The organism is Leptothoe sp. LEGE 181152 (assembly GCF_032906605.1).
Lineage (GTDB): Bacteria > Cyanobacteriota > Cyanobacteriia > Phormidesmidales > Phormidesmidaceae > Leptothoe > Leptothoe turfae.
Genome location: NZ_JASATU010000031.1, coordinates 1 through 14,912 on the forward strand (window position 1 = coordinate 1; position 14,912 = coordinate 14,912).

At 47.3% G+C, this 14,912-nt stretch carries 14 protein-coding genes; 1 reads left to right on the forward strand and 13 read right to left on the reverse strand.

Annotation, left to right across the window (positions count from 1 at the left end; translation table 11 throughout):
- Window positions 1-110: 110 nt before the first annotated feature.
- From QGP82_RS16740 to QGP82_RS16775, 8 genes are all read right to left on the reverse strand, one after another.
- Window positions 111-311 (reverse strand): BrnT family toxin, encoded by a 201-nt coding sequence (locus tag QGP82_RS16740; protein ID WP_499060455.1) that lies wholly within the window; start codon window positions 309-311, stop codon window positions 111-113.
- Between the two features lie 126 nt (window positions 312-437).
- Window positions 438-1,748 carry a hypothetical protein gene (locus QGP82_RS16745; protein ID WP_499060378.1) on the reverse strand — a complete coding sequence of 437 codons (1,311 nt, stop codon included), beginning with the start codon at window positions 1,746-1,748 and terminating at the stop codon, window positions 438-440.
- Between the two features lie 386 nt (window positions 1,749-2,134).
- Window positions 2,135-2,617: a LexA family protein gene (locus QGP82_RS16750; protein WP_499060380.1), complete on the reverse strand. Its 483-nt coding sequence runs from the start codon at window positions 2,615-2,617 to the stop codon at window positions 2,135-2,137.
- Window positions 2,618-2,790: 173 nt separating this feature from the next.
- Window positions 2,791-3,471 carry a cysteine hydrolase family protein gene (locus tag QGP82_RS16755; RefSeq protein WP_499060382.1) on the reverse strand — a complete coding sequence of 227 codons (681 nt, stop codon included), beginning with the start codon at window positions 3,469-3,471 and terminating at the stop codon, window positions 2,791-2,793.
- A 91-nt stretch (window positions 3,472-3,562) separates the two neighbouring features.
- A complete protein-coding gene (locus QGP82_RS16760) occupies window positions 3,563-4,867 on the reverse strand; it encodes a M20 family metallopeptidase (RefSeq protein WP_499060384.1) in 1,305 nt (434 codons plus the stop codon).
- Window positions 4,868-5,512: 645 nt separating this feature from the next.
- Window positions 5,513-6,412: an ABC transporter permease gene (locus QGP82_RS16765; protein ID WP_499060386.1), complete on the reverse strand. Its 900-nt coding sequence runs from the start codon at window positions 6,410-6,412 to the stop codon at window positions 5,513-5,515.
- 17 nt (window positions 6,413-6,429) lie between these two features.
- On the reverse strand, window positions 6,430-7,251 hold the full coding sequence (locus tag QGP82_RS16770; protein WP_163668894.1) for an ABC transporter ATP-binding protein: 822 nt from the start codon (window positions 7,249-7,251) through the stop codon (window positions 6,430-6,432).
- Between the two features lie 53 nt (window positions 7,252-7,304).
- Window positions 7,305-8,405 carry a taurine ABC transporter substrate-binding protein gene (locus tag QGP82_RS16775; protein ID WP_499060388.1) on the reverse strand — a complete coding sequence of 367 codons (1,101 nt, stop codon included), beginning with the start codon at window positions 8,403-8,405 and terminating at the stop codon, window positions 7,305-7,307.
- A gap of 308 nt (window positions 8,406-8,713) precedes the next feature.
- On the opposite strand from QGP82_RS16775, the gene atzF reads away from it, so the two are divergent.
- Window positions 8,714-10,147 carry an allophanate hydrolase gene (gene atzF, locus QGP82_RS16780; RefSeq protein WP_499060390.1) on the forward strand — a complete coding sequence of 478 codons (1,434 nt, stop codon included), beginning with the start codon at window positions 8,714-8,716 and terminating at the stop codon, window positions 10,145-10,147.
- A gap of 314 nt (window positions 10,148-10,461) precedes the next feature.
- Here the strand turns inward: atzF and QGP82_RS16785 are convergent, their stop codons facing one another.
- The 5 genes from QGP82_RS16785 to QGP82_RS16805 all read right to left on the reverse strand — a co-directional run bounded on the left by QGP82_RS16785 (window position 10,462) and on the right by QGP82_RS16805 (window position 14,855).
- Window positions 10,462-11,100, reverse strand: a complete 639-nt coding sequence (locus QGP82_RS16785) for an HAS-barrel domain-containing protein (RefSeq protein ID WP_163668888.1) — start codon at window positions 11,098-11,100, stop codon at window positions 10,462-10,464.
- Window positions 11,101-11,328: 228 nt separating this feature from the next.
- Window positions 11,329-11,523, reverse strand: a complete 195-nt coding sequence (locus tag QGP82_RS16790; RefSeq protein WP_006517769.1) for an NAD(P)H dehydrogenase subunit NdhS — start codon at window positions 11,521-11,523, stop codon at window positions 11,329-11,331.
- Window positions 11,524-11,723: 200 nt separating this feature from the next.
- The gene (gene rodA / locus QGP82_RS16795; RefSeq protein ID WP_163668886.1) at window positions 11,724-12,980 is read right to left on the reverse strand and encodes a rod shape-determining protein RodA; all 1,257 of its coding nucleotides are present in this window, start codon (window positions 12,978-12,980) and stop codon (window positions 11,724-11,726) included.
- 75 nt (window positions 12,981-13,055) lie between these two features.
- On the reverse strand, window positions 13,056-14,123 hold the full coding sequence (locus tag QGP82_RS16800) for an Mrp/NBP35 family ATP-binding protein (protein WP_163671793.1): 1,068 nt from the start codon (window positions 14,121-14,123) through the stop codon (window positions 13,056-13,058).
- A gap of 174 nt (window positions 14,124-14,297) precedes the next feature.
- A complete protein-coding gene (locus tag QGP82_RS16805; RefSeq protein WP_163668884.1) occupies window positions 14,298-14,855 on the reverse strand; it encodes an SRPBCC family protein in 558 nt (185 codons plus the stop codon).
- Window positions 14,856-14,912 lie beyond the last annotated feature (57 nt).

Consider the following 14,912-nt stretch of genomic DNA (forward strand, 5'->3'; position numbering starts at 1 on the left):
GGTACATTTCCCTGAGTAGGTGCAAGGGTTTTGAGCAGTTTAACCAATTTTTCGTGCACTTAAGCAAATCTCAATAGATTGAAACCCTTGCTGAGTATGAAGGCTAGACTTCAACAGCAAACCCTATCTAGTCCGATAATGGCGTCTCGTGCTTCGTCATTGCGGCTAGCGTCAACAACAACCAGAAGCGGATCAAAGAATGCTTCAGCGGCTTGCTGAAACGTTACGCCATCATACTTTTGAGAGTTAATTTTCGCTTTTTTATTGTCCCAAACAAACGTAATGCCGTTGAGTACGAAATACACATCCATATTCTGTAGTGTAAACAAAACGTATTTACAATCTCAATACATTTAATAAAGCTATTGGTTACAGGGTTGAGGGTAAGCAGTGCTCATCGTACTGACAATATTGCAAACATTGGTTTTATATCTTTGTTACGTATTGCTGGCTGATCCAATACCTTGACTGTGTAGCTCATTTTGAATTGCTGTCACGACTGCTCTGTTACCATCTAGAAGAATTTCGACTAATGAGTTCCACCCATTAATCTCTTCATCATGAGAACCGATATAGCCACATTGAACCAAGTCAATGAATGATGCTGACCGCAGATATCTACCTTCAAGAGCCTTGTAGTCAATTAGAATACCGCCTCTGAGACCTCGATGATCTGGGCTTGTCATCATCAGTTCAAAGTGATCAAGTGGCACTGTAACACTTGTTCCAGCTTGGTTTGAATCTCTTTTAATGAGCTTTATATAGAATGCTTGGGGATTTAATCTGTAACTTCCGGCAGAAGATTGCGGGCGCTTAGTGGCCAAGGCTTTCATCCTATCTAGCTCTTTAGTCAACTGGTTATCAGGTCTATATACCCATCTAGTATTTTCCCCAGTTCCTTCACGATCAAGCATTTTGTATTGAACCATCACTACGTTACTCAGGCTTTGATTGATATAAATCAGATCCACACCAAGAACTTCCTCCAACGGGCGTTTATTCGCAGTAATAACTTCCAAACGCCTAGTGTCGTCACTAAAAATGGCTCTGCCAGTCACAGAACTTTTGATCAATGACATACCCGGAATTGATTTTCCATCATGCTCAATTACAGCATCTTCTCGAATCCTAATACCGGATAGAGTAGAGTTAGAAGCTTCTTGAAGTTCTAATGCATCAGCAACAGGATCTGTATTCAGTCCAAATATCTTTAGTGCTGTATGAACAGCGTCTTCTTGCAACCTTGAGTTTCCAGAATGTCGTACTTTCTTTTTGAGAAGCTCTGACAGTTTCATCAAAGCCGATGTATTTGTATCTTTCCGCCAAAGAGAGGTGATAATTTCAGCAGATAATGCTGGAGAAAGAGCTATACCTCTTATCTGAGTATCGAGATGTTTCTGCAACATCCTTTGAAATCTTACTCCACCGATTTGTTCCACTAGCTCTCTCTCTGAGGCAATTGAAATTTGGCTAACTCGTCGAATACTTATTCGAGACTCAAGTGTGGTAACAGCAGACTTTGATTTGACAATCCCAATAAATCCGTCGATGCCATCTGAATAGTTGGAAGCCAGAATCAAAGCAACACAAGGTGTCTTCAATCTATTGAGTAATGAATGATTTATGGCTGCGGTGAATTCTGTCATACCCTTAACAGTTGCCTGGAGTGATTCATACTCCTGATTGTCCAATCGGAACAAGAAAATCGGCTTCTTCCGAGAATGCTCTTTCACAACATCAACTGACATAGCGCAAAAGTATTGAAACTTTATAGCTGGAGTATTCCACAGATTCAACTGAAAAGGTGTGTTAGTGCTATTAAGATAACCCGGCCAAAAATTGGATTTGGACGCCTAACTTACAATTCAACGCCAGATCTGTCGGATAAGTTCCACAACGACGGATGTTATCCGTCACGTTTGCAGGATAGTACTCCCAATTCACAGAACTTATATTCAATGTTTGGCGTATGATTCCCAGAGAATAGGATTTTATCCGCCATTTTTGACGTATAAGTATGGAAATCAGGGTATTTATGCGTCACATCTGACTAATAAGTCCCAACATAGGTGAGTTATACGTGTGCTACCACAACACCACGACAATATTGAGAAACATTTATTTTTGCAGACTTCTATGGTTGCACTAGCACTGGCAACTGCTCTGCTGGAATCAAAACATGCAATGAGCGCGCCTCACCAGCGACCCGTGCTAGCAAACCCTCTTTTTCTAACTTCAAGATCATTTGATGCACAGTCGGTGGAGTCACCCTAAAAAATGACTGAATATCAGCTTGTGCTGGCGGACGTCCATGAATTTGAGTGTAATTGTAAATATATGACAAATACTGCCCCTGCTTTGCTGTAAATGACGGCTGAGCATCCTTTTCTACAACAAGTTCAGGCATATTGATACTGCACCATTCAGCAATTCCCCTATCTGCCGCTGCTAATGCCTCATCTAGAGTCTCAAACTGTGCAGGACTCTCCCAAACAGTTCCTCCTTCATCAATTGCGCGAATAAACGAGTCATCATAGTAGCTAATACTGCCAATTTCCAAGCAGCCATCTTGGACCCATGAGGTGATATAGGGATAAGCCTGCTCAAAACTTGCCATTCAACTAAGCCTCACTAAACCTTGAGTGATAATAACTTGCGATCGCTGATTTAGGGCATGGGCCAATCTGTAGCCGTTGCTATTTGACGGACCCTACAGCTAAAACCATCCCGAGGATCAGCAATGCCAATAATTTTCTAGCGTAATTTTGCCAATGTAGCCGCACACGCCTATCAAGCAGCCTGTAGATTGACGGCTGTCAGCAATTGTTTAGACGTTGTTACCCAACCAAAGATTGTCTGGGTCATTTCTACCGATACCCGATGAAACTCTGGTTTTAACGAGGCGCAACAATCTTCTAATAGCAAACACTCATAGCCTAAATCATTGGCCGTTCGCAGTGTCGTATGCACACAGCACTCTGTTGTTACTCCCGTTAGTAACAACGTTCGAATATTTCGCTGTCGTAAAATTAAATCCAAATCCGTTGCTACGAAGGCCCCTTTACCAGGCTTATCCAACACAATTTCCCCCGATATTGGCTGTAGCGCATCCACAAAATCATGGCTCTTGGAACCTCGGGTTAGCAACCGCCCCATGGCTTCTTCACTACCAATTTCTGCGTTTTGTTTTTTAGAACGCGCCAGCTTATGGGGTGGACAATCACTTAAATCCGGACGATGCCCCTCACGAGTATGAATAATCGTCACGGGTGTTTGCCGCAATGACTGTAATAATGCTTGCAAAGGTTTAATCGGCTTCTGAGTCTGACTCACATCAAACCCTTTACAATCGGCCCACCCACCCAGGGTACAAAAGTCGTTTTGCATATCGATCACCAACAGCGCTGTATGCGCCAGGTCGAGCTTTAGAGGATAGGGTTGAGCCGGAACCGTTATTTGATGGGTATTCATAATCAAAAGAAAACCCTAGCAAAGCCAGGGCGTGTGTGAGATGGACTGTCTGTTGAAAATCTGGTCTTATGTCTGCCTTGGTTAGCCCTGGCTAATTTTGATTTACCTTGAAAAAGTCCAACAGAAACAATGCATAGATTTTTGTTGCTGCTACAACTTTGTCCATATCGATAAACTCATTTACCGGCGGCCAGCCGTCTTCACCCGGACCAAAGGTAATGGACGGAATTCCACTGTGGGCAAAGCGGAGCGTATCGCAGTAGGCATTCTTGCGATAGAGTACGGGATCTTTACCTAAGATCTGCTGGTATGCCCTCGATAATGCCTGCACGTGCTCTGCATCTTCTGATACCTCTATGGAGGCAGGCACAAACGTCTCTCCTTCTACCTGGGTAATCGTCGCCTGAAAGGTGGGGTCCTTAGCCTGTAGTTCAGCAATCACCGTTTCCATATCTTGCACAATGGACTCGTAGGTCATGCCGGGCACCAGGCCAATGACCCACACCCTGGCCTTACAAGAGGGTGGGGTAAACTGCCCTTCCCCAATTTGTCCGGCTTCTATTTTGACTGGGCAAATGCTGGGCTGGGTGGGGCCATAAATTTGTGGTGCGTCATGGGTAAAAGTGGTGTTGCGCAATGTCTCGATCAGCTGAGCCATGTGCAATACGGGATTGACGCCTTCATCGGGTCGCCAAATGTGCGATCGCACCCCCGTGGTCTCAATATCCACCAAACACAGTCCCGAATGAGCCAGGGCAATGCCAATGCCCCAGTCATCTCCCTCGGTCCAGGAGGTGGGCTCCGCCGTAATCTCATAATCGGCAGTGAGACCGTAGTCATTCAACAAATGCAGTGCCCCCGCTTTACCATGGCGCTCTTCATCAACGGTGTAGGCACAAATCAGCTCACCGTTAATTTTTACCCCGGCCTGACGCAGCATCTCAATAGCAATCAGCTGACAGGTCATGTTGCCACGGGTATCGGATGTGCCTCGACCATAAAGATACTTGCCGCGCAGGGTAGCGTTGTAGGGGTTATGGCCCGACATATGCCACTCTTTTGGATCACAGGAGGGGTAAGTATCCAGATGATCGTTAAAAATGAGAGACGGTCCGGGTAGTCCATCATTCCAGCGACCGACTACATTGGGTCTACCTTCAATGGCCGATACCCATTCCACATCTAACCCTAAGGACTTTAGGTGCTGTCCCACCTGTCGTGAGATATCTTCCTCATGGGCCATGGGAGCTTCCGGGTCAATGGAATTACCACAGCCCGGTTGTCCTGTAGGCACCAGGTCTTTGATCAGCTGCACGCATTTCTCTTGGGTGATACCTGTGAGAATCTGTTCTTGTAGATCGGTCAGTTCTGATGGGGTAGAGAGGGTTTCTAACATTGAATGCACTCCGAAAATAAATGATCTAAACCTATATATTCTTTTCTCGCGAGCTGTAGAGCTTCTCTGTTGAGAAGGAGGCTGTGTATATATCTCTCAGAAGAGAGTTCGAAATCCTGCCTTATCTCCCCTTAATCCCCCCTTGGTAAGCAGGGCTGTTTCATTGTCTGGACAGAAAATCTGAAGGCATTGAAAGCTTATTTGAGAAAAGGCATGCTCTACTTGAAGGTGGGCCAAACAACAATGCGATAACCTGATTAATCGACCCCGCCGTAACCCCTACTTTAATGCAATTGAGGACAACTCAGTAGGCTGGGTCCTAGGGCGGCCTCCCGGCCCTAGCCATGGGGGTTTGGGGAACTCGGAGGGACCCCAAGCAACCGGTTTTGGTTCCCTCCGATCATATCTCGATTCAGTATGAACAAAGTAATAAGCCTTACAGATTTTCTCTGGTGAACACGAAACGACCCTGCCCTCGGTAAGGGAGGAAACTCCGGTCCTCCCCCTTGGTAAGGGGAAGTTAGAGGGGGTAAAGCGACCGCAAGCACTAGTCTCCAGAACTTGTGTACACACAGTAGCAACCAGATATTGCCAAGCCTCAAAATGATTTCTTCTTTTCTCGCACATCCCTAACACCAAAGGACTTTACCCCTGCCAATGCACCACTTTTGATGCAATCACTCTAAGGAGAAAGTCCGACAGCACCCCAAAAAAGCCAATCATCAAAATGCCAACAAACAGTGCTTCCACATTAAAGAAAACGCTGGCATCTTGGATGATATAGCCAATGCCTATATCCCCTGCCAACAGTTCAGCGGCAACTAAAATACCAAAATCCACAGACAGAGCTACCCGCATACCGGTAAAGATGCTGGGTAATGCCGCAGGCAAAATCACATATAGAAAAATAGCTAGGTCATTAGCCCCCAGGGTGCGGGCGGCTAAAATCTTATCCTTAGGGCAAGACTGCACACCGGCCATCGTATTGAGCATAACAATCAAGGCCCCGGCATAGAGGATGATCAAAATTTTAGAGACTTCACCGATACCAAACCAGAGAATAAACAGGGTGATAAAGGCCAGGGGGGGAATCGGTCGCAGGATCTCGGTGACGATATAAAAGGCCGCCCGAACATACTTGTAGTAACCCATAAGCAGGCCTAGAAGTAACCCAACAACGGTGCCAATGCCAAAGGCCGTGAATACCCGCCGCAAACTGCCGAGAACATGACTCAGGACAGGGGTGCCAGCATACCCTTTGCGGGTCATGGCTAAGAACTCGGTGACAATGCCAGACAAACTGGGGAGAAAGAGTTCGTCGATCCAACCCATGCGGGTGGTGGTTTCCCAGAGGATGAGGATCAGGGTAGGAATTGCGATCGCAACGCAAAACAACACCCCTTTCTCACGCAATGCCTGGGTTTGCAGATCCTGCCCTTTAAAAGCAGGCACCCCGTCTTGTTTAGACACCTTCAACTGCATCAGGTTATTTCCCCTCTGACGTATAAACCCATGGAACGTTTCTCCACTGCACAGACGTTCCATGGACCATCTCTGCACCTTTAACTAATCGCCTTCATTTTCAAATAGAGATCCGTTCGATACTGATTAAACGCCTCCGACACCCGATTCATTGCCGTATAACGGGGTTCAGGCAGGTGAATCTCAATATTGTGGGCGATACCGCCTAAGTTGCGATCTAAAATCACAATGCGATCGCTTAGAAAAACAGCCTCCTCAATACTGTGGGTGACAAACAAAATAGCCCCAGCTACTTGCTCATGAAGCTTTAACAACTCCTCCTGTAGCCCTTCACGGGTCTGAACGTCCACTGCCGCAAAAGGTTCATCCATCAGCAAAATCTCCGGCTGCACCACCATGGACCGAGCCACCGCCACCCGTTGCCGCATTCCCCCCGAAAGCTGATAGGGGTACTTGCGCTCATTACCCCGTAACCCCACCAGGTTAATAATAGTTGCCACTCGATGTCGCTTTTCGTATTTTGAAAGCGATTGAAACCGAAAGCCAAACCCAATATTTTGCTCAACCGTCATCCAGTCAAAGAGGGCATTGCTTTGAAAGACCACACCTCGCCTGGCGGATGGCCCCTTGACCTCCTCCCCACCGTGGGAAACAGTACCCGCTAATGGTTTGTAAAATCCAGCAATCAGATTGAGGATGGTCGATTTTCCACATCCCGATGGCCCCAACAACGTTAAAAACTCTCCTTGCTGGATACCCAAGTTTAGGTCTTGCAGCACCAAGCGCTTGCGACTATACCCGAAAGAGACGGCATCTAGCGCAACAATCTCAGCTTGAGTTCCCTCAAGTTGACCATGCTGCTCACGGGAGCTAACCGTTGCGTGGACAGGAGATTGAGACATGCTGACAAAAATTAGACAGATCTTTAAATGGGCATGGATGGAAAGTTAGAAGATTATTTCGATTCCAGGTATTCCGCCACGTAGGAAGAATTAATCAATGGCGTCAAATCTTCTGGCGCACTATCCAATCGACCCTGATCCACGAGGAACACAGCATATTCCTCATAAGCCTTATACAGATTAGTGGACTCAGGCTGTCCAGGGGTACCCAACCACTCGTCAGTCAGCTGATCTGCCATTAACACCACTGTTGATCCTTGCCGATCAACCATGGCTCCAAACTCTTCAGGCGTCAGATTTAGACGTTCGGCTTCCCATTTTTGCCCAGATTTTAGATCGGCCAAATAATCCTGCTGGGCCATGTCCCAGGCTTCCATAAACTTGACCATCACCTCAGGGTTGGCCTCTGCAAACTCTTTACGAGCGGCCCATAGGGCAACCGCATAGGCTCCCACTGATTTTGCTGTGGCGATGTCCTTACCCCCCAGCTCATTGAGCTTACCAGCCGCCGGTTCCCAGGTCCAAGCTGCATCAATCTTCTTCGCAGAGAAGGCCGCCGCCATTTCAGACGGTTTTAGATTTACCATGTTGATGTCGTCTTGGCTCAACCCCGCTTGATCCAGGGCAGCCAGGAGAGAATGGTGACCTGAGGTACCAATGGTCACTCCAACGTTTTTACCCTTGAGACTAGGCACATCTGCTGCCAATTCATTCGCAATCAAGCGTTCTGCCGTTAGGGGAGCATGGTCTAAAAGCACTACCTCAATATCAATACCCGTGGCAAACGCTGTCAGTGAGGGGAAAGGAAAGAACCAGGTAATATCCACCTCACCCGCTGCCAGGGCAGGCACCATAGCCCCACCGGAAGAGTAGGGACTCATTTCCACATCCAGGCCCACTTTCTCAAAGTATCCCTCGTTGTAAGCAACCATGGTGATGTTATTGATATCACCGGTCTGAAACCCTACCCGCACCTTGGGTAAATCTGATGTCGGTGATGCAGCAACAGCAGCTGTTTCTGCTGTCTCTTCAACGGTTTGATTAACGTTCGCTGTTGGTGAACAGGCTATTGCCAGGGTTAAGGAACAGACTGTTAAACTGCTGAGTGCAAAAAACCTACGCCGGTTAAAAAAGCGTGTAACTGATCGCTGCATGGTCGCCTCCAATCCTCATGATTGCTGATAGCTTGCTGTCAATACCTCGCACGTTAGAAGACACTTTGACAGCTGTAGAAATTTGAGCCGTATCGTTTACTACAAATCTTTATGTACGGTCATCCCTATCAATCAATAAAATTTATGGATCGATAAATTTTCTTCTACAAATCCATCAAAGTCCCCAAACCCTGTTTCCCCTTGTCAGAAAACAGCGTTGTCTCTATACTGCTGTTCCCATAGCTCGCCCTATTGCGTTTTATGCCAAGTAAGACCTTGGCCATGCATATGCCGTAAAGAAAGCAATTATGACTCAGCACACCGATATAGACATTCTCCTAACGATCTCTTCTCTCCAAGAACGTTATACCCAGGGAAGACTCACGCCTGTCCAGGTGATTAAAACCATTATCACCAAGCTAAAACAGCGTGGAGATGATGGCATTTGGATCTACACGCTATCGGAAGAAACACTAATTAAACAAGCGATGGCTCTGACTAACATGTCCGCAAGCCAGCGATCGCAACTCCCTCTATGGGGCATTCCCTTCAGCGTCAAAGACTGTATTGATGTGGCAGGCATCCCCACATCGGCGGCCTGCCCGGCCTTTGCCTACGACGCCACCCACACTAATCCAGCCGTTCAAAAACTCCTCGATGCTGGGGCCATACTCATCGGCAAAACCAATCTGGACCAGTTTGCCACAGGACTCGTAGGGATTCGCACTGGATATACGGCTCCCCATAACGCTTTTTCAGAAGACCATATTCCGGGTGGATCCAGTTCGGGGGCAGCCTTATCTGTTGCCCATGGGTTAGTAGCGTTTGCCATTGGCACAGACACAGGGGGCTCTGGACGGGTACCGGCTGGATTTAACAACATTGTTGGACTTAAACCCACGCGAGGCTTATTGAGTACTCGCCATACGGTTGAAGCGTGTAGAACATTGGACTGTCTTTCAATTTTTTCGCTGACGGCAACAGATGCCCAGACCATACTAAAAATTGCCCAAGGATATGATCCAGACAGTCCATTCTCTCGACCAGCCAATATTACTCCAGCATCTTTAAGCTCTGATCAGACCCAGCAAGCATTTCGATTTGGGGTGCCCATCCAGCGAGAGTTTTTTGGCAATACGGATGTAGAAGCCTGCTACGACAAAGCTATCAAAACCCTTACAGACTTAGGTGGGCTCTGTATTGAAATTGACTACGAACCGTTCTTGCAGGCTAACAACTTGTTGTTTAATGGCCCCTGGGTGGCCGAGCGCTATGCCTCGGTGGGGGCATTTGTTGAAGCCAATCTGGATAACGTGTTTTTCACCACCCGTGAGATTATTCTCAAAGCCAAAGATATCAGCGCATCTCAAGCCTTTGAAGGGATATATGCAATGGAAACATTGAAGCAAAAAATTCAGCCCCTTTGGCAAGAGATTGATTGTTTAGTGGTGCCAACAACAGGAACAGTTTATCGCATTGAAGAGATTGAAAAGGAGCCTTTGGGACTCAATTCTAACTTGGGGTATTATACAAACTTTGTAAATTTGCTAGATTTAAGTGCGATCGCAATCCCCAATGGCTTCCAATCCAATGGCATTCCCACCGGCATTACATTTATAGCCCCCCCCTACAGTGAAAGCTATCTGGTAGATCTGGGGTCAAGCTTTCACCAGGTTTTCAACAACAAATTAGGAGCAACAGCTTTTAACCTGGAAATCGCTCCATCTTTAGCACAAAAATAGAATCGCTGAGTAACTCTCAACCCCGCCATCTCTCGACAAATCCTCTTTCCTTAAGGTGTTCAACTTGAGCCAGTCCACAGCACTAAAAACTGGGGATGGAGAGACTTTTGTGCCTTGGAAATCGAGCAGTAGTATCCACGTAAGTTACTGCCAACCAGATGTAGTTATTTCAGGTTTCCCATTGATTCCAGTGGGTAACTGTTTGTTGTGCCAGCGTTATTGTTATGGCTAATCTATTTACGTCCTCTGGTGGGTTTAATGTAAAGTCCATCATAGAAGGCGTTGCAATTTGGTCAGAAAATTGGCTGGCCAGTTTAAGGATGAATCTGATTGAGGATCATCCGCAGTCGATCATAATCATCCTTGAGCAAAGTCCCAACCGTTCGACCAGCCAGCACCAACCAATCGCGTTCAAACTGCCGTAGCTGATAAATCTCACGAATCGCTGCTGCCACCAAACTCTCATTCGGTACCGCACTCACCTGCAACAGCGTCCGCAAAAAATCCAACTCTTCCGTAAAGCCGATGACCTCATCCGGGTCGCATCGATAGACTGCCTGATGCACCTGTGGTGGTCGCGGTGGCAAATGCTGATAGTAGCGCTCACTGGGCGTCTCAAATCCGACAATCGCCACCCGAAATTCAGTTTTCAACATCGCAAAGATCTGCGGCTGCTGCTGACGTAAATCCTCCAGCGACATCCCTAATGCCCGCGCCCGATGCACCGAATCAATTGGGCTAGTGGTCGCATGGTAAACCACCCCATAAATCTGATTGCCCGCTTCCTCATCAAAAGACTTCACCCAACTACCAAAGGGTGGCATTGCCGGAAAACTCAAATCTTCCGGCTCCAAACATTGAGCCAAAAACTCAGTCGTTGCCGTTTCAATTACCTCTGCAATGTGGGTCGGATGACGCTCACGCTCAGCCAGCTGTGGTAAAGGAAGACGCATAGTTTACATAGTACAAACGTCTTCAGTACATTAGCACCCTGTCCAGAAAAAGACATCCCGTAGGGGCTCCCCTTGTGGGTGACCTGACCAGGCTTACCTTCTTTCTGCTTGTTTGATTACCCGTAGGGGCTCCCCTTGTGAGTGACCTGACCAGGCTTGCCTTCTTTCTGCTTGTTTGATTAGTGGAAATGAGGCTTTATTTATGATGGGCATGCACAAGGCAAGCCCCTACTTCTTCTTACCGCGCTTAGGCTTAACCACCTCAAGTTCAGACATTCTGAAGGTCACTAGCTTATCCCAGTTGCCCCCCTCAAACAGCACAGCCACTTTACCATCCGTAATCCGCTGTACTAATCCTTGAAACCCATAGTATGTATCGTTTACATTCGTCACCTTCACAGGAGAGCCAGGCAAAATTATCATTGGTGTCGCTTTACTAGAGTTTCAATAAATAGTTTAACGGTAGGTTGGGTTGCCACAATGCCAAAACCTTTGCTGCTATCTCAAAAGTTGGTGATGTTGGGTTAATAAGGGCCTTTGAAAAATGCCAGAAATATGAGTGTGGGGTAACCCTACCTACCTGGGTGTTGAACTCGGTGGGCCAGAGTTTCACAACCGATGCCTTAAAACTTCAACCGATGATGAAAATTCGCTACCGACTCCACAATGCCGATGCCAATAAAATTCGTCAGCAATGACGATCGCCCATAGCTCATCCATGGCAGCGGAATCCCCGTAATCGGGGCTAGACCAATAGTCATCCCAATATTCACCACCACCTGGAATACAATCATTGACAGCACACCGATGGCCAATAGTGAGCCAAAATTGTCCTTTGCATGCTGAGCAATAATAATCAGCCGCAGGCAAATAAACCAAAAGACTAACACCATGACCAGGGCACCCATAAATCCGAGTTCTTCACCCAGGGCCGAGAAAATAAAATCCGTATGCTGCTCAGGAATAAAACTCAGCTGAGTCTGGGTCCCATGGAATAAGCCTCGACCCCACAGTTGACCTGAGCCGATGGCAATCCTTGATTGAATTAAGTGATATCCACCTCCTAAAGGATCCTGTTCAGGATTCAAAAATAAAGTCAGACGATCCCTTTGATAATCTTGAAGTAGTCCCCAAAGCAACTCGCCAATCTTACCGGCAATGGAATTGACGACAACGGTGATCAACGTGCTATACCATCGCAGCGGTAACGTCATCCAGGCAATGACTCCGGCCAGCACTACCCAGCCAATCCATACAGGAATCGACAGAGTAAAGATAATGGCAGCAACCAGGGGCGACACCAAAATCACCAGCCAGCCTGGATTCATATTGCTCCAGTAGAGCATCCCTAAAACGATGGCACCCAGTACAAGCGAAGTGCCAAGGTCTGGTTGTAAAAAAATCAGAGCCCAAGGGACTCCCGTAATGGCCAGAGCCTTTATCAAGCCGACTAATGTGGTGGATTCTCGGTCTTTTAGGGTGGCCGCTAACGTAATGATGATGCCGATTTTAGCAAATTCCGACGGCTGAATATTAAAGCCACCAATGCTGAGCCAGCTCTGGGCACCGTTACCCACCGTACCCACCAGCATCACAGCCACTAAGGAGACATTGGTAATTAAGTAGATAACCCAACGCCATTCCAGTAAAGACTCATAGCGACTACGGGCGATCCACATACACATAACTACGCCAACCACGCACATAATCACGTGGTTCCAGGCCAGGTCGGTCTCACCGGTATATAACCTGGTGCTGGCAATCAACAGACTCGAAAAGAGCGTGATGCCTACAGGAAACAATAACAACAACCAGTCAATCCCACGCCAGGGATGCAACCAACGGTGAAACCATTTGCCTAGAAGTGCGGTTTGAGCCATAAACACAAAACCAATTGTAATTTTTTTATTTTGTGGAGACGTTCCATGGAACGTCTCCACAAAATAAATGAATACCTACGTTAACGCTGCGACCGAAACCTTAGCTGCTACCTGCTGAGAAATTTTAGTTAAGGCGACCGCTGAAGCTGACTCAGGCTGGGCCAAGACAATTGGCTTACCTGCATCGCCACCTTCTCGTACTGGCATTTCTAAGGGTACACAGCCTAGCAAGGGCACCCCTAATGCTTCCGCAGCTTTTTCACCACCTCCGGAGCCAAAAATATCGTAGGTCTTTTCGGGCATATCGGGGGGAACAAAGTAGCTCATGTTTTCCACAATGCCTAACACGCGCACGTTTAGCTGTTGGAACATTTTTAAGCCGCGACGAGCGTCGGATAGGGCTACATCCTGGGGCGTAGTCACAATTACCACACCCGCCATGGGGACGGCTTGGGCCATGGTGAGTTGGGCATCACCGGTACCAGGGGGCATATCTACAATCAGATAATCTAATTCACCCCACTGTACCTGATACAAAAACTGGCGGATAATGCCGTTTAACATGGGCCCGCGCCAGACGACGGGCTGGTCAGGATCGATCAAAAAGCCCATAGAGACTAATTTGACGCCATGGTTGAAGGCGGGCTCCAGTTCCTGCTGACCGTCAGATCCGTCTCTAACAACGACATTACCTTCTTTCACACCCATCATGATGGGTGCGTTGGGGCCATAAATGTCGGCGTCGAGTAGGCCGACTTTGGCTCCAGCTTTGGCAAGAGAAACAGCGATATTGACGGCTACAGTGCTTTTACCAACGCCACCTTTACCGCTGGAAACAGCCAAAATATTTTTGACCTTATCAATGCCTTGTTGGTCGGGAAGGGATGACTTCTGTTGAGGGGTCTCAGCCGTGACTTCTACATCTACAGAAGCTACACCTGGCAAGGTTTTAACTGCTTTTTCACAGTCTTCAACAATAAATTCTTTAAGCGGACAAGCCGGAGTTGTTAGTACAAGGGTGAAACTCACCTGGCCATCATCGACAGCCACATTACGGATCATATTGAGCTCTACCAAGCTTTTCTGTAGCTCAGGGTCTTGGACGGGGCGCAGTACGTCCAGAATTGCCTCAGTTGTCGGCATCATTTTGGTGAAAGACAGATGTGAACGGATAGGATTCTTAAAAGAATGTTTACAGTCCATTCTAGGACGTCATGTCCGATGCGTTGGAAACGTTGTATGCAATGTCTTTATAGCCTTAATAGGCAAATGGCAAATATCAAAGACGTTCGATGCCATGATCCATCCTGTTGCTTGTTAGCTAAAGATATCGCGATATTTATTGGCCACTATGCCAGACGGAGTGGCCTGTTCAGCGGCTTGAGCTAAGGCGTCGGCCACCCTGGCTGCATAGGGACGTAGAAATGACCAAGCGACTGGTGATAACCAGCCCTTGAGTTCTATGGAATAAGAAATACGGGTGCCGCACAGGGCTGACTCTAGACGATAAATTGCTCTTTCTTCTAATCCTGGTACTGGAAAAATTCGCAGGCTGATGTATTCACCAGGGAGTACGTTCTCTACAAAAATTTTGATGGGTACCGGTACCCAATGGGCAAACACTCGATAAATCAATCCTGGCTTGGCTTCCTGGCCAGTCGGGGCATTGGTGGAGGTGATCAGTGGATGCCAGGATGCCAGATCTGCTAAATCATTGATCTTTTGCCACAACACCTCGATCGAAGCCGTGCTGCTAACTTGATAGTGCTTTTCTAACGTTCTTTGATTTCTCTGGTTCAGAGCGAGTTGTCCGCTTGCCTGGGGCTTGTGGCGACGGAAATGCTGTTGGAGTGATTTAAACCAGCGTTGAAGCATAATTAAAGGCTGTGGCCTGCCAAATTTAGTTGTTGTAGCCCTAGGCGATGATTTCTG

Coding starts and splice junctions, on each gene's coding strand:
- QGP82_RS16740 (WP_499060455.1), bottom strand. CDS start 311: ATGGATGTGTATTTCGTACTCAACGGCATTACGTTTGTTTGGGACAAT.
- QGP82_RS16755 (WP_499060382.1), bottom strand. CDS start 3,471: ATGAATACCCATCAAATAACGGTTCCGGCTCAACCCTATCCTCTAAAG.
- QGP82_RS16765 (WP_499060386.1), bottom strand. CDS start 6,412: ATGGAACGTCTGTGCAGTGGAGAAACGTTCCATGGGTTTATACGTCAG.
- QGP82_RS16745 (WP_499060378.1), bottom strand. CDS start 1,748: ATGTCAGTTGATGTTGTGAAAGAGCATTCTCGGAAGAAGCCGATTTTC.
- QGP82_RS16785 (WP_163668888.1), bottom strand. CDS start 11,100: ATGCGTCTTCCTTTACCACAGCTGGCTGAGCGTGAGCGTCATCCGACC.
- QGP82_RS16805 (WP_163668884.1), bottom strand. CDS start 14,855: ATGCTTCAACGCTGGTTTAAATCACTCCAACAGCATTTCCGTCGCCAC.
- rodA (WP_163668886.1), bottom strand. CDS start 12,980: ATGGCTCAAACCGCACTTCTAGGCAAATGGTTTCACCGTTGGTTGCAT.
- QGP82_RS16800 (WP_163671793.1), bottom strand. CDS start 14,123: ATGCCGACAACTGAGGCAATTCTGGACGTACTGCGCCCCGTCCAAGAC.
- QGP82_RS16790 (WP_006517769.1), bottom strand. CDS start 11,523: ATGATAATTTTGCCTGGCTCTCCTGTGAAGGTGACGAATGTAAACGAT.
- QGP82_RS16760 (WP_499060384.1), bottom strand. CDS start 4,867: ATGTTAGAAACCCTCTCTACCCCATCAGAACTGACCGATCTACAAGAA.
- atzF (WP_499060390.1), top strand. CDS start 8,714: ATGACTCAGCACACCGATATAGACATTCTCCTAACGATCTCTTCTCTC.
- QGP82_RS16770 (WP_163668894.1), bottom strand. CDS start 7,251: ATGTCTCAATCTCCTGTCCACGCAACGGTTAGCTCCCGTGAGCAGCAT.
- QGP82_RS16750 (WP_499060380.1), bottom strand. CDS start 2,617: ATGGCAAGTTTTGAGCAGGCTTATCCCTATATCACCTCATGGGTCCAA.
- QGP82_RS16775 (WP_499060388.1), bottom strand. CDS start 8,405: ATGCAGCGATCAGTTACACGCTTTTTTAACCGGCGTAGGTTTTTTGCA.